Source organism: Neoroseomonas alkaliterrae (assembly GCF_014199195.1).
GTDB classification, from domain to species: domain Bacteria; phylum Pseudomonadota; class Alphaproteobacteria; order Acetobacterales; family Acetobacteraceae; genus Neoroseomonas; species Neoroseomonas alkaliterrae.
On the sequence record NZ_JACIJE010000007.1, the window covers coordinates 1 to 21,320 of the forward strand.

General features: G+C 74.7%; 23 protein-coding genes. 10 read left to right on the plus strand and 13 right to left on the minus strand.

What is annotated here, in order from left to right:
• The 4 genes from FHS88_RS12690 to FHS88_RS12705 all read right to left on the minus strand — a co-directional run.
• Nucleotides 1–352 (minus strand): DUF2155 domain-containing protein (locus FHS88_RS12690; protein ID WP_184485213.1); only part of this gene is annotated, 352 nt, incomplete at its 3' end.
• Nucleotides 349–582 carry a hypothetical protein gene (locus FHS88_RS12695; RefSeq protein WP_184485215.1) on the minus strand — a complete coding sequence of 78 codons (234 nt, stop codon included), beginning with the start codon at nucleotides 580–582 and terminating at the stop codon, nucleotides 349–351. The genes FHS88_RS12690 and FHS88_RS12695, both read right to left, overlap by 4 nt.
• On the minus strand, nucleotides 579–1,091 hold the full coding sequence (gene mlaD, locus FHS88_RS12700; protein WP_184485217.1) for an outer membrane lipid asymmetry maintenance protein MlaD: 513 nt from the start codon (nucleotides 1,089–1,091) through the stop codon (nucleotides 579–581). Before mlaD ends, FHS88_RS12695 begins: the two co-directional genes overlap by 4 nt.
• 19 nt (nucleotides 1,092–1,110) lie before the next feature.
• Nucleotides 1,111–1,470, minus strand: a complete 360-nt coding sequence (locus FHS88_RS12705) for an NADH-ubiquinone oxidoreductase subunit NDUFA12 family protein (RefSeq protein WP_184485219.1) — start codon at nucleotides 1,468–1,470, stop codon at nucleotides 1,111–1,113.
• A 168-nt stretch (nucleotides 1,471–1,638) separates the two neighbouring features.
• Here FHS88_RS12705 and FHS88_RS12710 point away from each other — a divergent pair, with 168 nt between their 5' ends.
• From FHS88_RS12710 to FHS88_RS12755, 10 genes are all read left to right on the plus strand, one after another.
• Nucleotides 1,639–3,138, plus strand: a complete 1,500-nt coding sequence (locus FHS88_RS12710; protein ID WP_184485221.1) for a TSCPD domain-containing protein — start codon at nucleotides 1,639–1,641, stop codon at nucleotides 3,136–3,138.
• A gap of 44 nt (nucleotides 3,139–3,182) precedes the next feature.
• Nucleotides 3,183–3,647, plus strand: coding sequence for a RidA family protein (locus FHS88_RS12715; RefSeq protein WP_184485223.1), 465 nt, complete (start codon nucleotides 3,183–3,185; stop codon nucleotides 3,645–3,647).
• 159 nt (nucleotides 3,648–3,806) lie between these two features.
• Entirely contained in the window at nucleotides 3,807–4,097 is a 291-nt protein-coding gene (locus tag FHS88_RS12720; RefSeq protein WP_184485225.1) for a hypothetical protein, read from the plus strand.
• Between the two features lie 52 nt (nucleotides 4,098–4,149).
• A complete protein-coding gene (locus FHS88_RS12725; RefSeq protein WP_184485227.1) occupies nucleotides 4,150–5,316 on the plus strand; it encodes a GNAT family N-acetyltransferase in 1,167 nt (388 codons plus the stop codon).
• Between the two features lie 41 nt (nucleotides 5,317–5,357).
• Nucleotides 5,358–5,732 (plus strand): MGMT family protein, encoded by a 375-nt coding sequence (locus FHS88_RS12730; RefSeq protein ID WP_184485229.1) that lies wholly within the window; start codon nucleotides 5,358–5,360, stop codon nucleotides 5,730–5,732.
• Between the two features lie 9 nt (nucleotides 5,733–5,741).
• Entirely contained in the window at nucleotides 5,742–6,620 is an 879-nt protein-coding gene (locus FHS88_RS12735; protein ID WP_184485231.1) for an EamA family transporter, read from the plus strand.
• Complete coding sequence (locus FHS88_RS12740; RefSeq protein ID WP_184485233.1) at nucleotides 6,617–8,614, plus strand: DNA/RNA helicase domain-containing protein; 1,998 nt, start codon at nucleotides 6,617–6,619, stop codon at nucleotides 8,612–8,614. The genes FHS88_RS12735 and FHS88_RS12740 overlap by 4 nt, the downstream gene beginning before the upstream one ends.
• An 8-nt stretch (nucleotides 8,615–8,622) precedes the next feature.
• On the plus strand, nucleotides 8,623–9,492 hold the full coding sequence (locus tag FHS88_RS12745; protein ID WP_184485235.1) for an endonuclease/exonuclease/phosphatase family protein: 870 nt from the start codon (nucleotides 8,623–8,625) through the stop codon (nucleotides 9,490–9,492).
• Nucleotides 9,492–10,724: an MFS transporter gene (locus FHS88_RS12750; protein ID WP_184485237.1), complete on the plus strand. Its 1,233-nt coding sequence runs from the start codon at nucleotides 9,492–9,494 to the stop codon at nucleotides 10,722–10,724. Before FHS88_RS12745 ends, FHS88_RS12750 begins: the two co-directional genes overlap by 1 nt.
• The gene (locus FHS88_RS12755; RefSeq protein WP_184485239.1) at nucleotides 10,721–11,602 is read left to right on the plus strand and encodes a polyphosphate kinase 2 family protein; all 882 of its coding nucleotides are present in this window, start codon (nucleotides 10,721–10,723) and stop codon (nucleotides 11,600–11,602) included. Before FHS88_RS12750 ends, FHS88_RS12755 begins: the two co-directional genes overlap by 4 nt.
• Here the strand turns inward: FHS88_RS12755 and FHS88_RS12760 are convergent.
• The 9 genes from FHS88_RS12760 to FHS88_RS12800 form a co-directional block, all read right to left on the minus strand.
• Complete coding sequence (locus FHS88_RS12760; RefSeq protein ID WP_338146572.1) at nucleotides 11,599–11,931, minus strand: carboxymuconolactone decarboxylase family protein; 333 nt, start codon at nucleotides 11,929–11,931, stop codon at nucleotides 11,599–11,601. The genes FHS88_RS12755 and FHS88_RS12760 overlap by 4 nt on opposite strands.
• A 211-nt stretch (nucleotides 11,932–12,142) precedes the next feature.
• Nucleotides 12,143–13,726, minus strand: coding sequence for an ABC transporter substrate-binding protein (locus tag FHS88_RS12765; RefSeq protein WP_184485243.1), 1,584 nt, complete (start codon nucleotides 13,724–13,726; stop codon nucleotides 12,143–12,145).
• A gap of 143 nt (nucleotides 13,727–13,869) precedes the next feature.
• Nucleotides 13,870–14,358 (minus strand): F0F1 ATP synthase subunit B family protein, encoded by a 489-nt coding sequence (locus tag FHS88_RS12770; protein WP_184485245.1) that lies wholly within the window; start codon nucleotides 14,356–14,358, stop codon nucleotides 13,870–13,872.
• On the minus strand, nucleotides 14,355–14,957 hold the full coding sequence (locus FHS88_RS12775; RefSeq protein WP_184485247.1) for a F0F1 ATP synthase subunit B family protein: 603 nt from the start codon (nucleotides 14,955–14,957) through the stop codon (nucleotides 14,355–14,357). The genes FHS88_RS12770 and FHS88_RS12775 overlap by 4 nt, the downstream gene beginning before the upstream one ends.
• Nucleotides 14,958–15,052: 95 nt before the next feature.
• Nucleotides 15,053–15,277, minus strand: coding sequence for an ATP synthase subunit C family protein (locus tag FHS88_RS12780; RefSeq protein ID WP_027284881.1), 225 nt, complete (start codon nucleotides 15,275–15,277; stop codon nucleotides 15,053–15,055).
• Nucleotides 15,278–15,347: 70 nt separating this feature from the next.
• Nucleotides 15,348–16,103 (minus strand): F0F1 ATP synthase subunit A, encoded by a 756-nt coding sequence (locus tag FHS88_RS12785; protein WP_184485249.1) that lies wholly within the window; start codon nucleotides 16,101–16,103, stop codon nucleotides 15,348–15,350.
• Nucleotides 16,104–16,121: 18 nt separating this feature from the next.
• The gene (locus tag FHS88_RS12790; protein WP_184485251.1) at nucleotides 16,122–16,421 is read right to left on the minus strand and encodes an AtpZ/AtpI family protein; all 300 of its coding nucleotides are present in this window, start codon (nucleotides 16,419–16,421) and stop codon (nucleotides 16,122–16,124) included.
• A 115-nt stretch (nucleotides 16,422–16,536) separates the two neighbouring features.
• A complete protein-coding gene (locus tag FHS88_RS12795; protein WP_338146558.1) occupies nucleotides 16,537–20,634 on the minus strand; it encodes a chromosome segregation SMC family protein in 4,098 nt (1,365 codons plus the stop codon).
• Nucleotides 20,631–21,227 (minus strand): DsbA family protein, encoded by a 597-nt coding sequence (locus FHS88_RS12800; protein ID WP_246419905.1) that lies wholly within the window; start codon nucleotides 21,225–21,227, stop codon nucleotides 20,631–20,633. The genes FHS88_RS12795 and FHS88_RS12800 overlap by 4 nt, the downstream gene beginning before the upstream one ends.
• Between the last annotated feature and the right edge of the window lie 93 nt (nucleotides 21,228–21,320).

Below are 21,320 nucleotides of genomic sequence, written 5' to 3' on the forward strand. Positions count from 1 at the left end.
ACTCCAGCACGCGGATGTCGTAGACCGGGTGCTCGAGCATGTTCACGCCGGGGGCATTGGCGAACATCCAGCCGCGGAAGGCCGGCGGGCTGCCGGGCGGCGCGCGGCTGTCGGTGATCTCCATCCAGGCGGCGGCGTCGGGCACCTCGTCCGGGCCGCGCCCGTGGCAGGCGCGCAGGTTGACCGTCAGCGTGCCGAAACTCGCCGGCTGGCCGACGCGGGCATCGAGGATGGTGATCCGCGCCGTCACCTTGTCGAGCGCCTGCAGCCGGGCGCTGCGCATCGGCACCCATTCCTGCGCGGCGGCCGGGGCAGCGGCCAGCAGCAGGACGAGGAGCGCCGCGCACCTCATCGCCCGCGCCTCGGGCTCGCGAGCCCCTCCACGATGCCGGCGAGGATGCGCCGCATCGCCGCCTCGTCCACGCCCATCAGCACCGCATCCTCGAAGGCGTCCTGCAGGACCTGGCGCACCTCGGCGTGGTTCTCGGCGAGCACCTTGAGCTTCTCGCGGCAGGAGATCGGCTGCCCGTCGGCGCCCGGCCAGACGGCGGGCGGCGCGGCGGGGTCCGGCGCCGCGCTCATCGCGGGCTGGCGGGCGGCTGCGCCGCCGGCGCCTGTTCCCCGCCCCGGCCCTGGTTCATCTCGGTGACGCTGAAGATGAAGCGGCCGAGCAGGCTCTCGAGGCTGACCGCGCTCTGGGTGATGGTGATCTCCTGCCCGTCGCGCAGGATGCGGTCGGAGCCGCCGGGCACCAGCGCGACATATTTCCCGCCGAGCAGCCCCTCGCTCTGGATCTCGGCCGAGGTGTCCGAGGGCAGGCGCAGCGAGGCGTCCACGCGCAGCGTCAGCACCGCGAGGAAGGTCTCGGGGTCTATGCGCTGGCTGGTCACCTGCCCGACCTTCACCCCGGCGAGCCGCACATCGGCCCCGGGCCCGAGGCCGTCGATGCGGTCGAAGCGGGCGGTGAGCGAGATGGCCGGCCCGCCAGCGAGGGAGCGGCCGCTGCCGGTCACCGCATAGACGAGGAAGGTCGCCGCCACCACGAGGACGACGGCGCCGGTGAGCAACTCGGCAAGGCTGCGCTTCTGCATGGGATGGGGATGTCGGGGCTCAGCGCCCCGGCGTCCAGGCCTCGTAGTCGCCGGGCGAGGGCTGGCGGCGTCCGCCTGCGGCATCGTGACCGGGCGGGCGCCAGGCCTCGCGCGTGCCGGTCATGTTGGGGCGGTGCTCCTTCTGCCAGGGACGGCGGGGCGCATCCTCGGGCAGCGGGCGATCGGTGGTGTGGTGCAGCCAGCCCCACCATTCCGGCGGCACGGCCGAGGCCTCGGGCACGCCGGCATAGGTCACGCGGCGCAGCGGGCGGCCGTAGGCATCCTTGCGCGACCGCGCCTCCCAATAGGTGTTGCCGAAGCGGTCGCGGCCGACCTTGCGGCTGGTCAGGCGGATGAAGAGGTCGTCGAACAAGGCCATCGCGGCGTCCCTGGGAGCATCCCGGAAGGAAGCCCTGATGCCACAGAGAGGGCGCGCGCGCAAAGCCGGGCGGGCGGCGCGTCTATCCACAGGATATTGGGGGTCGGGCAGCCGAATGCCACAAGATGCGCCTTCCGCTTCCGCCCTTGGCCGCCTAGCATCCGGGCCATGGCAGGCATCACCGGCACGCTCTGGGACGGTGTCGCGCTCCGGCGGGAGCGCGCGGGCGCCGATCCCGATTCCCCCCTCCGGCCCGTCGCCCTTCCCGCCGCCTGGGACGGCGGGGCGGCCGAGGCGCTCGCCGCCCTCGCGCCGGGCTCCGGCCCGGTGCTGCTGCCGCGCCTCGCCGAGGGCTGGATCCGCCGCGTGACCGCCCGCGGCCGCCGCCTCGGCCTGCTCGATAGCCCCGAGGAGGCCGACGCCATGGCCGAGGCGCTCCGCGCCCTGCTGCTCGCGCGCCGCGGCGCGCCCGGGGCGGAGGTCTGGCGCGACCGGCGCGAGGAACCGCGCTTCGTGCTCAACCTGCCGGCCTTCCTCGAGCCCGGCGGCGGCTTCGACGCGCGCGCCTATGCCGAGGCGGCGGCGCTGGGCGTGCGGGTGCTCGACATCCTCGGCCATGGCCGCGCGCCGCGGCTGCGGCTCGGCTTCGCCGACCTCGCGGGGCTGCTGGCCGCCTTCCGCATCCCCTATGGCGGGGCGGAGGCACAGGCGGTCGCGGCCGCCGTCGCGGCCCTGACGCGCGGCGCGGCCGAGGCGGAATCCGGCCGCCTCGCGGCCCGCCACGGCGCGCTGCACCCGGTCGCGCTGATCTGGCCGGAGCCGCCCGCGGCGACGGCTGTGCCCGGGCTTGCCGCGGCGGCGCGGGCCGCGCTCGACGAAGCCGCGGCCTCGCCCGGCCTGCGCCACCTCGGCTGCGTCGCGCTGGCCCCGGCCGATGCCGTCGAGGCGCTGCTCGGCGCCGAGACCGCCGGCCTCGCGCCCGCATCCGGCCCCCTGCGCCCCGCCCGGGACGAGAACGGCCGCTACGCGCTGCGCCCGACGCGCGCCGCGCTGCGCGCCGGGCCGGAGGCGGCGCTGCTGCTCGCCCCGCCGCCGCCCGAGGCCCGCGCGGCGATGGAGGCGGCGGTCCTGCCCTTCCTCGACGCCGCGCCCCCCGGCCCGCTCGCCATGCCCGCCGCGCCGCAGGCGCCGCGCCGCGCGCCCCCGCGCCCGGTCGCGAGCGCGGCCGCGCGCACCTGGCGCGTGGCCATCGGCGGCATGCGCCTCGCGCTGCGCGCCACCGAGGACGACCGCGGCGGGCTGCGCGAGATCGCCTTCTCCCTCCCGCGGGAGGGCGCGGCCTCGCGCGCGCTGCACGAGGCGGTGGCGCAGGCGGTCTCGCTCGGCCTCGCCCATGGCGTGCCGCTCGATGCCTTCGTGGAGGCCTTCGCCTATGCCCCGGGCGCGGGCGGGATGGTGGAGGGCGACCCCGGCATCCGCCGCGCCACCTCGGTGCTCGACTGGGCCTTCCGCCGCCTCGCGCTCGACTATCTCGGCCGCGGCGACCTGCCGGACCCGGCCGAGGAGGAGACGCGCGCGCCCGCCGCCGCCCCGCAGCCGCCGCTGCTGCCGCTCGACCTGCCGGCCCAGCCCGCGCCGCGGCGCCGGCCCTTCCGCCACGCGGCCTGAGGCCGCACGCCCCGAACGACCCGCCGGAGAGAGGAACGCCCGCCATGGCCGGACGCATCGAGCAGCGCCTGAAGGAACTCGGCATCACCCTGCCCGTGCCCGCGGCGCCGATCGCCAACTACGTGCCCTACGTCGTGACCGGGAAGCTGGTGGTGATCTCGGGCCAGATCCCGCTGCGCGACGGGGCCGTGGCCTACGCGGGCAAGGTGGGCGAGGCCGTCTCGGCGGAGGAGGGCAAGGCCGCGGCGCGGCTGTGCTTCGTCAACCTGCTCGCGCAGCTCAAGGCGGCGGCGGGGGATCTCGACCAGGTCAAGCGCGTGGTGCGCCTCGGCGGCTTCATCGCCGCCCCGCCTTCCTTCACACAGCATGCGGCGGTGATGAACGGGGCCTCGGACGTCGCGGTGGAGGTATTCGGGGAGGCCGGCCGCCACGCGCGCAGCACGATCGGCGTGCCTTCGTTGCCGGCCGATGCCGCGGTCGAGGTGGAGGGGATGTTCGAACTCGCGTGAGTCATGCTGCGGCGCAGCAAGGAACACGCCGATTCCGCCGCCCTGGCGGGTTGAATCTGTGGCAGAAACCACACGCGCGTTAAAAACGTCCGATAACCCGTTGCGAAGCTTGCTCTCGATCGAGTGATATCTCCCCGTCGGGCAGGAGGGGAGCACGACATGTCTGATCTCACCATGTGGAACGAGGGTGCCGAGGTCGTCGCGGAGACCGAGGACGCCGTCGCTGCGGATCGCTGGACGGCCTTGCTCGGCATCGCCGCGCTGCTGGTCGGCTTCACGGCGGCGCTGGCGGGCGCCTGGCTCGGCTTCGGGATGGCGGAGATGCCCGTCGCGCTGCCGGGCGGGCTGCCGGCCCTGGCGCCCGAGGCGCTGGCGCAGTTCATGGGCCTGACAGGCGGCGTGACGATGCTGCTCGGTGCCGTCAGCCTCTACCGCGCGCCGGGCGGCTGAGGCCGCGCCCGGCACGCCTTGCGCGCCGCGCCGGGCGCGCGACATTGGGCCCATGCCCGATGACGGCCCGGCGCCCCTGACACTGACGCTGCATCGCAGCATCTCCGACATCCCGGCTGCGGAGTGGGATGCCTGCGCGGGGGGCGACAACCCCTTCGTCGGCCATGCCTTCCTCTCCGCGCTCGAGGACAGCGGCAGCGCGGTGCCCGAACGCGGCTGGCTGCCGCAGCACGCGGCCCTGCGCGACGAGGCCGGCAGGCTCGTCGCCTGCGCGCCCTGCTACGCGAAATCCCATTCCCAGGGCGAATACGTCTTCGATCATGGCTGGGCCGACGCGCTGGAGCGCGCGGGCGGGCGCTACTACCCGAAGCTGCAGGTGGCCGTGCCCTTCAGCCCGGTGCCCGGCCCGCGCCTGCTGCTGCGGCCCGGGGCGGGGGTGCCCCCGGCCGCGCTGGCGCAGGCGCTGGTGCAGGCCTGTGAGGCCGTCGGCGCATCCTCGGTCCATGCCACCTTCTGCACCGCGGCCGAATGGGAGGCGCTGGGCGAGGCAGGATGGCTGCAGCGCCTCGGCACCCAGTTCCACTGGCACAATCCCGGCTATGGCTGCTTCGAGGATTTCCTCGGTGCGCTCGCCTCGCGCAAGCGCAAGGCCCTGCGGCGCGAGCGCCGCGACGTGCAGGCCGCGGGCCTCACGCTGCGCTGCCTGCGCGGGGCCGAGATCACGCCGCGCCACTGGGAGGCCTTCCATCGCTTCTACCGCAGCACCACGGACAAGAAATGGGGCCGCAGCGCCTACCTGACCAGGCGCTTCTGGCCGATGCTGGGCGAGCGCCTGGGCGATGCCGTGGTGCTGATGGTGGCCGAGCGCGACGGCGAGCCGGTGGCCGGCGCGCTGAACCTGGTGGGGCGGGAGGCGATCTACGGCCGCAACTGGGGCGCGGTGGTGGACGTGCCCTTCCTGCATTTCGAGCTCTGCTACTACATGGCCATGGACTTCGCGATCGCGCACGGCATCCCGCGCGTGGAGGCCGGCGCGCAGGGCGAGCACAAGATCCAGCGCGGCTATCTGCCGGTGCCGACCTATTCCGCGCACTGGATCGCGCATCCGGGCCTCTCGCGCGCGGTCGCGGACTTCCTGGAACGCGAGCGCCCGGCGATGCGGCGGGAGATGGTGGCCTTGGCGACCCTCTCGCCCTTCCGTCAGGCAGAGGAGGCGTAGGGCGTGGCGAGCCGCCCTTCCTCGCGCGCATCACGGGCGACGTGCCGCGGATCGTGGCGAGGGTGCCGGCTGGGCGCGTGGTGAGCCGCGCGGATGCGGGCGCGCATCGCGACATCACGCCGCGGCATGGCGCGCCTGTCCTTGCGATGCTTGCCCCGATCGTGGCGGCAACGCTGCCCTGGCATCGCGCCGTGGCGGCCGATGGGGCGCTGGGCACGCCGAAGGCCGGCCCGGATGACATGGTACGGCGGGCGGTGCTGGCGGCCGAGGGCGCGGTGTCCAGTCCCGGCGGACGTATCGCCGGCTTCCAGGCGCGGCGCGTGCATGTGGCGGCGCTCCCGCATGGCGTGCCGGTGCAGACGCGCCCGGCCGATGCGCCGGCGGAAGCGGTAGGAGCGCACGGCGTCCCGCGATAGGCTTCGCGGGTGCGCCTCGCCTATCTGCAACTCGCCCTCTCCATGGCGCTGGTCGGCGCGAATGTCGCGGTGGCGAAGCTGCTGGCGGAGGCTCTGCCGATCGCGCTGATCGCCTTCCTGCGCTGCGTGCTGGCGATGGCGGTGCTCTGGCCGCTGGCGCGCCGGATGGATGGGCCGGTGCGCGTGCCGCGCGACGTGGCGCGCAACCTGGCCCTGCAGGCGCTGTTCGGCACCGCGATCTACAATGCCGGCCTGCTCGCCGGGCTTCGGCTGACCACGGCGCTCGAGGGCGGGCTGGTGCTGGCCACGCTGCCGGCCGTGGTCGCGATCGGCGGCGCGGTGCTGCTGCGCGAGAGGCTGCCGGCGCGGCAATGGGCGGCGGTGGCACTCGCCGCGGGCGGCATGGCGGCGATCACGGTGGCGCGCGCGGCGGGCGGGGAGGGCGGGTCGCTGCTCGGCAACCTGCTCGTCTTCGGCGGGGTGCTGGGGGAGGCGGCCTATGTGCTGCTGGCGCGGCGGATCGCCGGGCGCGTGCCGGTGGTGACCGCAAGCCTGTGGATGCAGGGCTTCTCCGCGCTCGTGCTGCTGCCCTTCGCCGCCCCCGGCTTCGGCGCGGTGGCGGCGCTGGCGGATGCGTCGCTCGCGGCGCTGCTGGTGTTCCATTCCCTGACCGCGAGCGTGCTGTGCCTGCTGCTGTGGTATGCGGGGCTGAAGCGCGTGCCGGCGGGCATGGCCGGCGTGTTCACGGCCTTCCTGCCGGGGACCGCGGCGTTGGTGGCGGTGAGCCTGCTCGGCGAGCCCTTCACGACGACGCATGCGGCCGGCTTCGTGCTGATGATGGGCAGCGTGGCGGTGGCGACCTGGCCGCGGCGGGGGGGCAGCGGATGAGGGCGTGGCTGGCGCGCAGCGGCGCGGACCTGCTGGCCGAGGAGCCGGCGGTGACCGCAGGCCTGCTCGCCGCCGCGCAGGCGACGCGCGGGCATCCCGGCATGCCGGAGCAGCAGGTGGCCTGGCAAGGCGCGATCGCCGCGCTGCGCGATGCGTTGCGCGCGGCCGGCGGCGCCGCCTGGACCGTGGCGCTGGAATACGACCTGATGCGCCTCGAGAAACGCGCGGATGCGGTGGTGCTGACCGATCGCGCGATCCTCGTGCTGGAGTTCAAGCAGACCGATGCCTCTCCCGCCGCGCTGGCCGAGGCCGAGGATTACGCCCTGGACCTCCGGGACTTCCATGCCGGCAGCCGCGCCCATCCGATCCTCCCGGTGCTGGTGAGCGGCGGCGTTGCTGGCTTCGCGCCGCCGCGTCAGGCGCCGCTGCTCTGGCACGGCGTTCTGCCGCCGATCGTCTGCGGGCCGGATGGGCTGGCGGCGCTGTTCGGCTGGGTGCAGTCGGCTGCACCGTCCTCGCCCCTGGACGGTGCCGCCTGGCTCAACGCGCCCTATCGCCCGGTGCCGGGCATCGTCGAGGCAGCGACCATGCTGTTCGCGCGGCATGGCGTGGCCGAGATCGCCGCCGCGCGCGCGGATGCCGCGAACCTGCGCGAGACCTCCGAGGCGATCGCCCGCGCGGTGGCGCAGGCGCGGCGCGACCATGCCAAGCGCGTGGTCTTCGTCACCGGGATTCCCGGCGCGGGCAAGACGCTGTGCGGGCTGAACGCGGTGTTCGGCGCGGCGCGGCAGGACGGCGCGGCCTTCCTGACCGGCAATGCGCCGCTGGTCGCGGTGCTGCGCGAGGCGCTGGCGCGCGATGCGGTCGCTCGGTACCGCACCGCCAAGGCGCAGGCGCTGCGCGAGGTGAAGGCGGCGATCCAGAACGTGCACCGCTTCCTCGAGGACGGCGCAGCCCCCGGCGCCGGCGCGCCGCCCGAGCGCATCATCGTCTTCGACGAGGCGCAGCGCGCCTGGGACGAGGCCAAGGCGCGCCGCGGCACCCAGAACCGACCGGGGAGGCTGACCATGAGCGAGCCGGCGCAGACGCTCGACATCATGGGCCGGCATCCCGGCTGGGCGGTGGTGGTGGCGCTGATCGGCAACGGGCAGGAGATCAACACCGGCGAGGCCGGCCTGCGCGAATGGGGCCGCGTGATCGCCGCCGATCCGCGCTGGGGCGCGCTGGCCGCGCGGCGCGTGCTGGAGGCGGCGGACCCGCTGCAGCGCCTGGCCGATGGCGCGCCACCGTGGCTCGCGATCGACCCTGCGCTCGACCTGACGGTGCCTTTGCGCGCGGTGCGCGACGCCTCGGTGGCGGGCTGGGTGGAGGCGGTGCTGGCCGGCGATTCCGCCGGCGCCGCGGCGATCGCGCGCGGCGCGGTGGAGTTCCCCGTGTACCTGTCGCGCGACCTCGATGTGGTGCGCGCGGCGCTGCGCGGCTTCGCGCGCGGGCGCCGGCGCGCGGGGCTGCTGCGGTCCTCGGGTGCCAAGCGTTTGCGCGGCGATGGGCTCGCCGCCGAGGTGCCGGCCGAAGATGTCGCGGACTGGTTCCTCAACGTCTGGCCGGACGTGCGCGCCAGCGATGCGCTGGAAGCCGCAGCGAGCGAATACGCCTGCCAGGGGCTCGAGCTCGACGTGGCGGGCCTGGCGTGGGGCGGCGATCTGGTCTGGCGTGACGGCGCCTGGGCTGCGCGCCGCTTCGCCGGCACGCGCTGGCAGGCGGAACGCAGCGAGGCGCATTACGTGGTGAACACCTATCGCGTGCTGCTGACGCGCGCGCGCGGCGAGACGGTGGTCTGGGTCCCGCGCGGGAGTGCAGCCGACGATCCGTTCCATGACCCGACGCGCGATGCGGCGGCCTATGACGCCGTCGCGGCATTCCTCCTGGCCTGCGGTGCGCGCCCGCTGACCTCCGCGGCGCCCAGGCGCGCCGCAGCCCCGACGCTGCTATGAAGGCCTCCATGCGCCCCCTGCTGATCGCCCTCCTCGCGCTTCTCGCCCTGCCCGCGGCGGCGCAGGAGATCAAGCTCGCCTCCTGGAACATCGCCTGGCTGAACACGCGGCCGGCCGGCCATCCCGACCTGCCGCCCCGCCTCCGCCCGCGCAGCGAGGCCGATTTCGCGCGGCTGCGCGCCTATGCCGAAAGGCTCGCGGCCGATGTCGTGGCGCTGCAGGAGGTGGACGGTCCGCTCGCCGCGGCGCGCGTCTTCGACCAGCGCGCCTACGACTTCCACTTCCCCGCCGAGACCGACATCCAGCGCGCGGGCTTCGCCTGGCGGCGCGAGCTCGAGGTCACGCGCAACCCGGACCTGATGGGCCTCGACACCGCGCCGACGGCGCGGCGTTCCCTGCGGCGCGGGGCCGACATCACCGTCCGCCGGCCGGGCGGGCCGCCGCTGCGCCTGCTCTCGGTGCATCTCGGCGCCGGCTGTTCCTTCAGTTCCGTCCGCCAGCCGAACACCTTCGAATGCCAGCGCCTCGGCCAGCAGGCGGAAGTGCTCGCGGGCTGGATCGCGGAGCGGCGGCGCGAGGGCATCGCCTTCGCCATCCTCGGCGACTTCAACCGCCGCATGGACCGCAACGACGACTTCCTCGCCATGCTGAACGAGGCGGCGCCGCTGCTGCGCGTGAACCAGGGCTTCGCGGACCCGTGCTGGGCGCGCGACGGCGGGGCGCGGCCCTTCATAGACCACATCCTGCTCGGCGGCCCCGCGCGCGGCTGGCTCGTGCGCGACAGTTTCCGCGTGCTGGTCTATGCCGAGCGCGACCCGGCGCTGCGCGACGTGCTGTCCGACCATTGCCCGATCAGCGTGCGGCTCGACGCGCGCTGATGAGCACCGCGCCCGGCTTCGCCCGCATCACGCTGCCGCTCGCGGCGATCAACTTCCTCAACCAGTGCAATCGCGGGATGGTGGCGACGATCGGGCCGCTGCTCGCCATCGAGTTCGGGCTTTCCGCCTCGGAACTCGGGCTGCTGGCCGCCTGCTTCTTCGCGGCCTACGCCGCGGCCCAGCTGCCGATCGGCATCGCCCTCGACCTCTACGGCCCGCGCCGGGTGCAGAGCAGCCTCGCGATCCTCTCGGCCGTGGGCTTCCTGATGAGCGCGGCCGCGCCGGATGTCGTCACGCTCGCGCTGGCGCGCATCGTCTGCGGCTTCGGCCTCGCGGCCGGGCTGATGGCGATGCTCAAGGCCAATTCGCAATGGTATCCGAAGGAGCGCGTGGCGGCGGTCACCGGCGCGGGCCTGTTCCTCGCCGGCATGGGCGGCATGGCGGCCACCGTGCCGGTGCAGTCGGCGATCCCGGTCCTGGGCTGGCGCGGCATCTTCGTGGTGCTGGCGGTGCTGTCGGTGGCGGCGGCGGCCTGGATCCGCGCCTCGGTGCCCGACCGGCCCGCCGCCGCCATGCCGCAGCGGCGCAGCATCGGCAGCGAGATGGCGGAGTTCGGCCGCATCTTCCGCGACCGGCCCTTCCTGCGCTTCCTGCCGGCGATCATGGTGCTCTCAGCGCTCAACTTCACCTTCCAGGGGCTGTGGGCGGGGCCGTGGCTGCGCGACGTGGGCGGGCTCGATGACGGGCTGCGCGCGGTAGGGCTGCTGATCTACGCGCTCGGGATGGTCACCGGCAGCCTCGTGACCGGGCAGGCGGCCTCCTTCGCGCAGGCGCGCGGCTTCTCGCCGATGTTCGTGCCCTATCTCGGCATCGCCGGCGTGCTCGCGGCGCAGGCGGCGCTGATCGCCGCGCCCTCGGGCTTCTGGAACGTGGCGCCGATCTGGTTCCTCTTCTCCTTCTGCGGCTCGGTCGGCGTTGCGGGCTATGCGGCGGTGGGGCAGGGCTTCCCGCCGGAGCTGCAGGGGCGGGTCGCGACCGCGATCAACTTCTCGATGCTGGTGCTGGTGTTCGTCCTGCAGACCGGGATCGGCGCCATCCTCGACCTCTGGCCGCGCACGGCGGCAGGGGGCTGGAACCCGGCCGGCTATGCGGTGGCGCTCGGCGTGACGTTCCTGTTGCAGGCGCTCGCCGCAGCATGGATCGTGGTGGCGCCGAGGGGGAGGGCCGCATGATCACCAAGCGCACCGAGAGGATCCTGGACCGCTACCGCGTCACCGCGGGCAAGGGCTTCCGGTTGCGGGACTGCGACCCCGCCGACACGGGCGGGCTGGACCTCGAGAAGAACCACGCGGCCGAGCTGCTGCAGAAGGGCGTGGAGCGGCTCGCGGAACTGCAGGACATGCTCTACGCGCAGGACCGCTGGTCGCTGCTGTGCATCTTCCAGGCGATGGACGCGGCCGGGAAGGACGGGGCGATCAAGCACGTCTTCTCGGGCGTCAACCCGCAGGGCTGCCAGGTGCATTCCTTCAAGGCGCCCAACGCCATGGAGCTCGACCACGACTTCCTCTGGCGCCATTCCACCGCCCTGCCCGAGCGCGGGCGCATCGGCATCCACAACCGCTCCTGGTACGAGGAGGTGCTGGTGGTGCGCGTGCATCCGCAATTCCTCGAGGGCCAGAAGCTGCCGCCGCGGCTGGTGGGCAAGGCCATCTGGGAGGAGCGGCTCGAGGACATCGCGGCCTATGAACGCTACCTCGCCCGGCAGGGCACGGTGGTGCTCAAGTTCTTCCTCAATGTCAGCAAGGAGGAGCAGAAGCGCCGCTTCCTCTCGCGCATCGAGGAGCCGGCGAAGAACTGGAAGTTCTCGGCGAACGACGTCGCCGAGCGGGCGCACTGGGACGCCTACATGAAGGCCTACGAGGCCGCGATCCGCGGCACGGCGGCGAGGCACGCGCCATGGTTCGTGGTGCCGGCGGACACCAAGTGGTTCACGCGGCTGGTGGTGGTGGCCGCGATCATCGAGGCGCTGGAGGCGCTCGACCTGCACTACCCCAAGGTGACGAAGGCGCAGAAGGCGGCGCTGGAGGTGGCGAGGAAGGCGTTGGTCTAGCCCTCGTTTACCCTGTCCAGCGCATGCAGCGCATAGGTGAAGGCCGCGCCCGCATTCAGCGCGATCGCGACGCCGAGCGCCTCCGCGATCTCCTCCTTCGTCGCGCCTGCGGCCAGCGCCTTGCGCACATGCGCGTCCATGCAGCCCTCGCATTTCGTGGTGATCGCCACCGCCAGGGCGATGAACTCCCGCGTCTTGGCATCGAGGTGCTGCGTCTTCGCCGCGCCGTTCGACAGCGCGACGAAGCCCTTCACGATCTCGGGGTGAAGCTGCCCGAGCTCCTTGCCGCGCTCGCGCAGCGCGGCGGAATAGGCGGGCCAGTCCTTGATGGCGCTCATCGGGCGATCCCCTGCAACGACGAATCGGGCGCGGGGCCGATCCCCCGTGCCCGTCCATCATCGCGCCGGATCGGGTGCGGCGCCACCCGGCCGGCCCGGGCGCTGACCGGCTCCACTGCGCTTCACGGCCGAAGCCAGGCGATCACGACTTGAACCAGGCCCCCCGGCCCCTGCCGGGCTGCCGGGGGCCTCCGCGCCCGGCCTACTGCCCCACGCGCACGAAGCGCAGCGGGAAGTAGTTGTCCGCGAGCTGCTGCAGCGTGATGTTCTGCCGCGCCGCCCAGATCACCACCTGCTGGTGCAGCGGGATGTGCCCGACATCCTCGGCATGGATCCGCATCGCCTGGTTGATCAGCTCCTGCCGCCGGGCGCGGTCGGTCTCGGTGGCGATCTGCTCGACCAGCGCATCGAAGCGCGGGTTCGAATAGCCGCCGGAGTTGAACACCCCGCGCGTGCCGTCGCGCGTGCCCATCAGGTTGAACAGCGCGTTGTGCGCGTCGTAGGTCGGCGGCGTCCAGCCGAGCATGAAGAACGAGGTGTTGTAGCGCGGCCCCAGGATCTCCGCGAAATAGCGCGCGCGCGTCTGCGCGTTGAGCTGCACGCGGATGCCGACGCGCGCGAGCATGGCGACCACGGCGGTGCAGATCGCCTCGTCGTTCACGTAGCGGTCGTTGGGGCAGTCCATGCCGACCTGGAAGCCGTTGGGGTAGCCGGCCTCGGCGAGCAGGCGGCGCGCCTCCTCGGGGTTCGGCCGCACGCGGAGCGCGCGATCCAGCTCCTCGGTGTGGCCATTCACGCCCGGGCCGATCATCAGCGCGGTCGGGCGCGCCTGGCCGCGCATGACGGTGCGCGCGATCGCCTCGTTGTCGATGGCGAGCTGCATCGCCCGGCGCACGCGCACGTCGCGGAAGGGGTTGCGGCCGCGCACGTCGGACTTCAGCAGCTCCTCGCGGCTCTGGTCCATGCCGAGATAGATGGTCCGCAGCTCGGCCTGCTGGTGGATGCGGATGCCGGGGCTGCGCGAAAGGCGGTCGGTGTCCTGGGGCGGCACGGTATAGACCATGTCCACCTCGCCGCTGATCAGCGCGGCGACGCGCGTCGCGTCATTGGCGATGACGTTGAACTCGACGCGGGTGAGATTGTGCTCCGGCCGGTCCCACCAGGCGGGGTTGGGGGCGAGGACGGTGCGCCGGTCGGGCTCGCGGCTGACGAGCACGAAGGGGCCGGTGCCCATGGCGTTGCGGGTGGCGAAGTTCTCCGCCCGCTGGGTCAGGTCCGCGACGCGCTGGGCGCTGTTCCGCTCGGCCCAGGCGCGGGACATGATGCCCCAGCCGGTGATCTCCTCGACGAAGATCGGGTTGGGGCGATGCGTCTCGAACTCGATGACGGAGGGGGAGACGACCCGCGCCTCCTTCACCGAGGCGAAATAGGCGGTGATGTTCGAGCCCGGCCCCCGCGCCCGCTCGAAGGAGAAGAGCACGTCGTCGGCGCTCAGCGGCGTGCCGTCCGAGAAGCGCACGCCCTCGCGCAAATGGAAGCGCCAGACGGTGGGGGAGGGCTGTTCCCAGCGCGCGGCGAGCGCCGGCTCGACGGCGAGCTGCCGGTTCCGCCGCACCAGCGGCTCGTAGATGTTGGCGTTGAAGGAGAGGAGGAAGGTCTCGTTCCGCGCGTAGGGATCCATCGAGTTGACGTCGCCGTCATTGGCCCAGCGGAAGGTATTGGCCTGCGCGGCGAGGGTGGTCCCGGCGAACAGGGCTGCGGCGGCGAGAAGCGATCGGCGCGGCATCGGCGGCTCCGTGAGTTTATCGTGAAAACAGCGTTAGCCCGTTTCGCGCATCACGAAAAGAGCGCACCAGACATGCGCGCAAAACGCAACGGGGCGCCACCCCTGCGGGTAGCGCCCCGTCCTGTTTCGCGTGCTGCGGGAAGTCAGGCGGCGCGCAGCGCCTTGGGCAGTTCCGCGAGGCTCTGTTCGACCAGCGCCGCATCCGCGGCCGCGTCAATCCCCTCGCGCAGCACCGCGCGCGCCGCCGCGGCGGCGATGTCGGCCGCGGCAATGCGCACATCGGCCACCGCGCTTGCCTCGGCGGCGGCGATGCGGTCGAGCGCCATGCGCTCGCGGCGCTTCGCGGCGGCCTCGGCCTCGGCCGCGGCGGCCTCGGCGATGCGCTCGGCCTCGGCGCGGGCGCGGGCGAGCAGCTCCTCCGCCTCGCGGGCGGCGGCCTGACGCTCGGCCTCGGCGGCCTGCATCATCTGCTCGGCCTGGGCGCGCAGCTCGGCCGCCTCGTCGAGCTGGCGGCGGATGCCCGCGGCCTTGGCGTCGAGCGCCGAAGTCGCCACCGCCCACAGCTTCTTGCCCAGCAGGGCGAAGAACAGGACGAAGGAGACGGCGACCCAGAACTTCGGATCAGACATCATGCCCTCCCGCGCGCGGCGAGTTCACGCCCGACCGCCGCCTCGATGGCGGCGCGGTCGGCCCGGCCGACGAGCTTGCTCACCAGCGCCTCCGCCGTGTCGGCCGCGACCCCGCGCAGCGCGCCCATCGCGGCGGCGCGGGCGGCCTCGATGCGCGCCTCGGCCTCGGCGATCTGCGCGTTCAGCCGCGCGGTGAGCGCGTCCGCCTTCGCATCCGTCTCGGCCTGGGCCGCCTGCAGCGCGGCGGCCACCTGCGCGCGGGCGGCGGCGCGGGCCTCCTCCGTCGCGGCGCGATGGGCGGCCATCGCGGCATCGGCCTCGGTCTTGGCCGCCTGCGCGGCCTCGAGGTCGGCGGCGATGCGCGCCTGGCGGTTCTCGATCACCGCACCGACGCGCGGCAGTACCACGCGGGACATCAGGTAGATCAGCGCGGCGAAGATGATGAGCTGCCACACCACCTGGCCGACCAGCAGCCGGCCCTGCTCGGGGTGGCCGAAGGCGAGCTGGGGCATGCCCTCGACGGGCACGCTGCTCGTGCTCGCGGCCATCGCCGCGGCGGGCAGGATGGCGGCCAGGGCCGCCAGCAACGTCACTCGGCGCATCGCCGTTCTCTCCTCGCCTCGATGCCCGGATGAAAGGCCGCCCGGGCAGGCCCGCACGCCCCGCCGCGCCCGGATGGGCGGGCGGGGCAGCGGCATCAGGCGAACAGGATGAGGAAGGCGATCAGCAGCGCGAAGAGCGCCACGGCTTCCGTCAGCGCGAAGCCCAGGATGCCGATCGGGAAGACCGCGTCACGGGCCGCCGGGTTGCGCGCCACGCTGTTGATCAGCGAGGAGAAGATGTTGCCGATGCCGAGACCAACGCCGAAGAGGGCGATGACGGCGATACCGGCCCCGAGGGCCTTCGCGGCGGCGACTTCCATGATCAAATCCTTCCTTGCATGGAGGTTCTGAACGTACGCGTGCGCAGATGCACCCCGGTCACATGGCGGGTCAGTGCAGGTGCACCGCGTCGTGCAGGTAGATGCTGGTCAGGATCGCGAAGACGTAAGCCTGCAGGAACGCGACCAGGAACTCGAAGCCCACGAGGGCGACATTCACCGCGAGCGGCATCGCGGCCACGAAGGGGCCGATGGCGCCGAGGCCGCCGAGCAGCACGACGAAGGTGGCGAACACCTTCAACATGACGTGGCCCGCGACCATGTTCGCGAAGAGGCGCACCGAGAGGCTCACCATGCGCGAGAGGTAGGAGATCACCTCGACCGGGATGATGATCGGCGCCAGCCACACCGGCGCGCCCTCGGGGAAGAAGTAGGAGAAGAAGTGCATGCCGTGGCGCTTCAGCGCGATCACGGTCACCGCCACCCAGACCACAACGGCGAGCGTCAGCGTCACCATGATGTGGGAGGTGTAGGTGAAGGCGTAGGGCAGCATGCCGAGCAGGTTGCCGAACAGCACGAACATGAAGATCGAGAAGACGAAGGGGAAGTACTTCTTGCCCTCGTCGCCGACCTGGTCGCGCACCATCCCCGCCACGAACTCGTAGGCCGATTCGCCCAGCGCCTGCAGGCGCCCCGGCACCATCGCGCCGCGGTCCGCCGTCGCCTTCATCAGCCAGAAGGTCAGCACCACGGCGATGACCATGAACAGGTTCGACTGGCTGAAGGAGACCGCCCAGCCGAACACGCCGCCCACCGGCGACAACTCGAACTGGCTCAGAGCGTCGATCGTCTTGCCTTCGACAGCCACCGGCAGATCTCCCGTCCGTCACTCGTCTCGCGCGCGCGAACGCGGACGCGGGTTGAACAGGCGATACACGTTCAAGACCCCGGCCACGCTGCCCAGGACGAAGAACACCAGGAAGAGCCAAGGCCAAGTCCCGAGCCAGCGGTCGAGCGCGAAGCCCAGACCGACGCCGACGACCAGGGCCGAGACCACCTCGACCCCCGCGCGCAGACCGAAGCCCCAGGGGCTCTGCGGCGCGGGCCCGCCCTTCACGGGCTTGTCCAGGCCCTCGCGGGCCCTGGCCTGCCGCAACCGCTCCTCGAAACTGTCGCGCTCGTTCACCTTCGCTCCCTGGCGGAACCCCGCCGGAAGGCAGGCGGCGCTTTACGGTCAGCCCCCCGGGCTGTCAAGCCTATGCGGCGTTGCAGCAAGGCGGAAAGCCACCGCCCGGCGCGGCTCAGGCCGCGACCGGCCCCTCGGCCATCTGCACCGCCTGGCCGAGATCCACGCTCAGCAGCCGCGACACGCCGCGTTCCTGCATGGTGACGCCATAGAGGCGGTGCATCCGCGCCATGGTCAGCGGGTGGTGCGTCACCACCAGGAAGCGCGTGCCCGCCTCGGCCGCCATGGCGTCGAGCAGGTCGCACAGCCGCTCCACATTCGCGTCGTCGAGCGGCGCGTCCACCTCGTCCAGCACGCAGACGGGGGCGGGGTGGCAGCGGAACACCGCGAAGATGAGCGAGAGCGCCGTCAGCGCCTGCTCCCCGCCCGAGAGCAGCGAGAGCGTGGCGAGCCGCTTGCCCGGCGGCTCGGCATAGATCTCGAGCCCCGCCTCCAGCGGATCATCGGAGCCCACCAGCGCGAGATGCGCCCGCCCGCCGCCGAACAGGCGCGTGAACAGCGTGCGGAACTCCGCATCCACGCGGTCGAAGACCTCGCGCAGCCGCTCCCGCCCCTCGCGGTTGAGGTGCCCGATGGAGCCGCGCAGCTTGGCGATCGCGGCACTCACCTCGTCGCGGTCGGCGGTGATCTGGCGGATGCGTTCCTCGATCTCGGCCACCTCGATCTCGGCGCGCAGGTTGACCGGGCCCATCTCCTCCCGCTCGCGCGCGAGGCGCTCGACCTTGCGCCGCGCCTTCTCCTCGGCGGCGTCGGAGAGTTCCTCCGGCGGCGCGGGCAGCTCGGCGCCCTCGCCCAGCCGTTCGGCGATTCGCGTGGCGACCGCCTCGGCCGCGGTGGCGGCGGCCTCGAAGGCGCCCTCGGCGCGCACCTGCCCCTCGCGGGCGGCGGCGAAGGCGGCATCGGCGCGGCGGCGCTCCTCGGCCGCTCGGCGCAGCCGGGCCTCGGCCTCGGCCAGCGCGCCCGCCGCGGCGGCATGCGCGGCCTCGGCCTCGGCGAGCAGGGCGGCGGCGGCCGCGCGCCGCGCCGCGGCGGCCTCGGGGGCGCCGGCGAGCGAGCCGCGCTCCGCCTCGGCCTCCGCGCCGCGGCGGCGCAGTTCCACCACGCGCGCCTCGGCATCCGCGCCGCGCGTCGTCCACAGCGCGGCTTCCTCGGCCACCGCGGCCCGGCGGGAGGCGACGCGGCCGGCCTCGGCGGCCAGCGCCGCGATGTCGCTGCGCGCCTGCACCTCGGCGGCGCGGGCGGCGGCGAGCCTGTCGCGCGCGGCCGCGACCGCGGCGCGCAGCGCCTCGAGGTCGGGCAGCGCCGTCTCGGCCGCGCGCGTCTCGGCCTCGACGGCCTCGGCCTCGGCCAGTTCGGCCGCGAGGCGGAGCAGTTGCGGCTCCAGCGCGGCGAGCCGGCTCTCGGCCTCGGCGGCGCGGGCGGCGAGCGTCGCCTCGTGCTGGCGGGCGCCGCGCAGCGTCGCCTCGGCGGTGCGGCGCGCCTCGCGCGCGGCGTGCTCGGCGGCCTGGGCGCGGGTCTCGGCGGCGGCGGCCTCCTCGGCGGCGCGGCGCAGCGCGGGCAGGTCGGGCAGGGCGGCGATGGCGGCCCAGGCGGCCTCCTTCGCGGCCTCGGCCTCGGCGCGCTCGGTCAGCAGGCGCGCGAGCTGCGGCTCGATGGCGGCGAGGCGGCTCTCGGCCCGCGCGTGGCGGGCGGACAGCGCCGCCTCCTGCTCGCGCGCCGCGGCGAGCGCGGCCTCGGCGCGGGCGCGTCCGGCGCGCGCGGCCTCCTCGGCGGCGCGCGCCTCCTCCTCGCCGGCGGCGGCCGCGGCGCGGGCGGCCTCGGCGGCGGCGGCCTCGGCCTCCGCCCTGTCGAGGCGCGCCTCGGCCGCGCGCAGCGCGTTGCGCTGGGCAAGCCGCACCGCGCCCGGCGTCGGCGCGCCGGCGCGGTGGGTGTGCCCGTCCCAGCGCCACAGCGCGCCATCCTCGGTCACCAGGGCCTGGCCGGGGCGGAGCGCGGCCTGCAGCGCCGCGCCGTCGGCCCCTTTCGGCAAAAGCCCCACCTGCGAGAGCGCGCGGGCGAGCGCGGCCGGCGCCTCGACCAGCCGCGAGAGCGGCACCGCCCCGCCGGGGAGAGGGGCGGCGGATTCGAGCGGCGGCAGGGCGCGCCAGAAGCGCGGCGCGCCTTCCTCGGCGGGGCTTTCCAGCGCCTCGCCCAGCGCCGCGCCGAGCGCCGCCTCGAGGCCCGCCGGCACGCCGACGGCATCGAGCACCGGCGCGGCCGCGCCCGGTTCGCGGGCGCTCAGCATCTCGGCCAGCGCGGCGACCTCCGCGCTCGCGCGGGCGCGCTCGGCGGCGGCAGCGGCGGCGGCGCGGCCGGCCTCGGCATGGGCGGCGGCGGCCCAGGCGCGCAGCGCCTCGGCCTTCTCGAGCGCGGCACCCGCCTGCTCCACCGCCTCGCCCGCCGCGGCGAGCGCGGCGGCGGCGGCGGCGCGCTCGGCTTCGGGGATGATCTCGGCCGCGGCGGCGTCGCGCTCGCGCGCGGTCGCCTCGTGCTGGGCGGCGATGCGCGCGAGGCGTTCCTCGGCCGCGGCGCGGGCGGCCTCGGCGCGGGCGGCCTCGGCTGCGGCCTCGGCGGCGGCGCGGCGGGCGGCGGCCTGGGTCTCGGCGGCGGCGGCGCGGGCCGCCTCGGCCTGTTCGAGGGCGATGCGCGCGGCCTCCAGCGCGGCCTCGGCGGCGGCGACCTCGGCGGCGGCCTCGGCGCGGGCCTCGGCGGGGATGCGGGCGAGGGCGGCGGCGTCGCGCTCGGCGGCGAGGCGCGCATGCCCCTCCCGCGCGCGCGCCAGCCGGGCCTCGGCGGCCATGCGCGCCTCGGCGGCGGCCTGGGCGCGGGCGGCGGCCTCGGCGGCCTGCTCGGTGGCGGATTCGGCGGCGCGCTCGGCCTCGCGCGCGGCGGCCTCGGCGGCGGCAAGGGCGGCCTCGGCGGCCTCGCGGCGGCCGGGCAGGCCGCGCTCGACCGCCTCCAGCGCCTCGGCCTCCTGCGCAAGCCGCTCGCGCGCCGCATCGGCATCGCGCAGCACGCCCTCGGCATGGGCGAGGTCGCGCCGCAGTTGCGCGAGGCGCGCCTCTGCCGCCTCCAGCGCCTCGCGGGCGCGGCGTTCCTCGGCCTCGAGCCCCTCGGTCTCGACGCGGCGGCGCTCGAGCGCGGTGCGCGCCTCCGCCTCGGCAGCGCGGGGGGCGGGGATGGCCTGCTCGGCCTCGAAAGCGGCAATGGCGGCGCGCTCGGCCTCGGCCTCGGCGGCCCGCACGGCGGCGCGGGCCTCGGCGAATTGCTGGTCGGCCAGGCGCTGCGCGGCATCGGCGCGGGCGGCCAGGATGGCGAGCCATTCGCCCTCGGCCTGCCGCACCAGGCCCGAGAGATTGCGGTAGCGGTTGGCCTGCCGCGCCTGGCGCTGCAGCCCCTGGCGCTGGGCCTCGAGCTGGCCGAGCAGGTCCTCGGCGCGGGCGAGATTGGTCTCGGCCTGGCGCAGCTTCAGTTCCGCCTCGTGCCGGCGGGCGCGCAGCCCGGCGATGCCGGCCGCCTCCTCGAGCACCGAGCGGCGTTCCTCGGGCTTGGCGCCGATCAGCGCCGCGACGCGGCCCTGGCTGACCATGGCCGAGGCCCGCGCGCCCGAGCCGATATCGGCGAACATGGTCTGCACGTCGCGCGCGCGCACCTCGCGGCCGTTCACGCGGAAGGCGCTGCCCTGGCCGCGGGTGATGCGGCGGACGATCTCGAGTTCCGGCTGCTCGTGGTTGGGCGGCGGGGCGAGGCCCTCGGCGTCCTCGAGCTGCAGCGTGACCTCGGCGAGGTTGCGCCCGGGCCGCGTCGCGGTGCCGGCGAAGATGACGTCGTCCATCTCGCCCCCGCGCATGGCCTTGGCGGAGGTCTCGCCCATCGCCCAGCGCAGCGCCTCGACGACGTTGGACTTGCCGCAGCCATTCGGGCCGACGATGCCGGTCAGGCCGGGCAGGACCTCGACGGTCGTCGCCTCGGCGAAGGACTTGAACCCGGCGATGCGGATGCGCGAGAGGGTCGCGCGCACCGCCGCGAGGCGCTGGGCCTCGCTGCGCGGCGCGCCTTCCTCCTCCTCCCCCGGCTCGTGGGAGGGCGGGGGCAGCGACCCGTCCGCCGTCACGGCGTCGCGGCCTCGCGGGCGAAGCGGTCGAAGCCGATATTGCCGCTGACGACACGGCGGCCGAAGACGAAGGTCGGCGTCGCCTGCACGTTGAACTCGCGCCCACCGGCCTGCGCCTCGAGGATGATGGCGCGGGCGAGGTCGTCATCCGCCCAGGCGGCCTCGAAGGCGGCGGGGGCCATGCCGGCCATGGCCGCGATCTTGCCGATCTCCGCCTTGTGGTCGGCGCCGCGGGCATAGGCCCAGCGGTCCTGGGTGGTGAAGAGGGCGGTCAGGAACGCCTCGTAGCGGTCCTCGGGGAAGGCGCGGGCGACCGCGTGCGCGCGCAGCGCCACCTGGTCGAGCGGGAAATCGCGCCAGACCATCCGCACCCGGCCCGTCTGCACCAGTTCCGCCCGCACCCGCGGCCAGGTGTCGCGATGGAAGGCGCCGCAATGGCTGCAGGTGAGGGAGAAGAACTCCAGCACCGTGACCGGCGCCGAGGCATCGCCCATGGCGCGCAGGCCCATCCGCGGATCGGCCTGCTGCGCCAGCGCCGGGCCCGCGGCCAGGAGGCCGCCGGCAGCCGCGAGCAGGGTTCGACGCTGCGTCATCATCCATTCTCTCCCTCGTTCCGGCCGCCGTCGGAGGATGGGGGGCGGCGGCCGGGACGGATATGGTGATCCGCGGCGGGACCGGGACTCGGG

What these genes read in the sequence shown, in the direction of transcription:
- FHS88_RS12695 (WP_184485215.1), bottom strand. Translation starts at nt 582, where the DNA reads ATGAGCGCGGCGCCGGACCCCGCCGCGCCGCCCGCCGTCTGGCCGGGC.
- mlaD (WP_184485217.1), bottom strand. Translation starts at nt 1,091, where the DNA reads ATGCAGAAGCGCAGCCTTGCCGAGTTGCTCACCGGCGCCGTCGTCCTC.
- FHS88_RS12705 (WP_184485219.1), bottom strand. Translation starts at nt 1,470, where the DNA reads ATGGCCTTGTTCGACGACCTCTTCATCCGCCTGACCAGCCGCAAGGTC.
- FHS88_RS12710 (WP_184485221.1), top strand. Translation starts at nt 1,639, where the DNA reads ATGGCAGGCATCACCGGCACGCTCTGGGACGGTGTCGCGCTCCGGCGG.
- FHS88_RS12715 (WP_184485223.1), top strand. Translation starts at nt 3,183, where the DNA reads ATGGCCGGACGCATCGAGCAGCGCCTGAAGGAACTCGGCATCACCCTG.
- FHS88_RS12720 (WP_184485225.1), top strand. Translation starts at nt 3,807, where the DNA reads ATGTCTGATCTCACCATGTGGAACGAGGGTGCCGAGGTCGTCGCGGAG.
- FHS88_RS12725 (WP_184485227.1), top strand. Translation starts at nt 4,150, where the DNA reads ATGCCCGATGACGGCCCGGCGCCCCTGACACTGACGCTGCATCGCAGC.
- FHS88_RS12740 (WP_184485233.1), top strand. Translation starts at nt 6,617, where the DNA reads ATGAGGGCGTGGCTGGCGCGCAGCGGCGCGGACCTGCTGGCCGAGGAG.
- FHS88_RS12745 (WP_184485235.1), top strand. Translation starts at nt 8,623, where the DNA reads ATGCGCCCCCTGCTGATCGCCCTCCTCGCGCTTCTCGCCCTGCCCGCG.
- FHS88_RS12750 (WP_184485237.1), top strand. Translation starts at nt 9,492, where the DNA reads ATGAGCACCGCGCCCGGCTTCGCCCGCATCACGCTGCCGCTCGCGGCG.
- FHS88_RS12755 (WP_184485239.1), top strand. Translation starts at nt 10,721, where the DNA reads ATGATCACCAAGCGCACCGAGAGGATCCTGGACCGCTACCGCGTCACC.
- FHS88_RS12765 (WP_184485243.1), bottom strand. Translation starts at nt 13,726, where the DNA reads ATGCCGCGCCGATCGCTTCTCGCCGCCGCAGCCCTGTTCGCCGGGACC.
- FHS88_RS12770 (WP_184485245.1), bottom strand. Translation starts at nt 14,358, where the DNA reads ATGATGTCTGATCCGAAGTTCTGGGTCGCCGTCTCCTTCGTCCTGTTC.
- FHS88_RS12775 (WP_184485247.1), bottom strand. Translation starts at nt 14,957, where the DNA reads ATGCGCCGAGTGACGTTGCTGGCGGCCCTGGCCGCCATCCTGCCCGCC.
- FHS88_RS12780 (WP_027284881.1), bottom strand. Translation starts at nt 15,277, where the DNA reads ATGGAAGTCGCCGCCGCGAAGGCCCTCGGGGCCGGTATCGCCGTCATC.
- FHS88_RS12800 (WP_246419905.1), bottom strand. Translation starts at nt 21,227, where the DNA reads ATGACGCAGCGTCGAACCCTGCTCGCGGCTGCCGGCGGCCTCCTGGCC.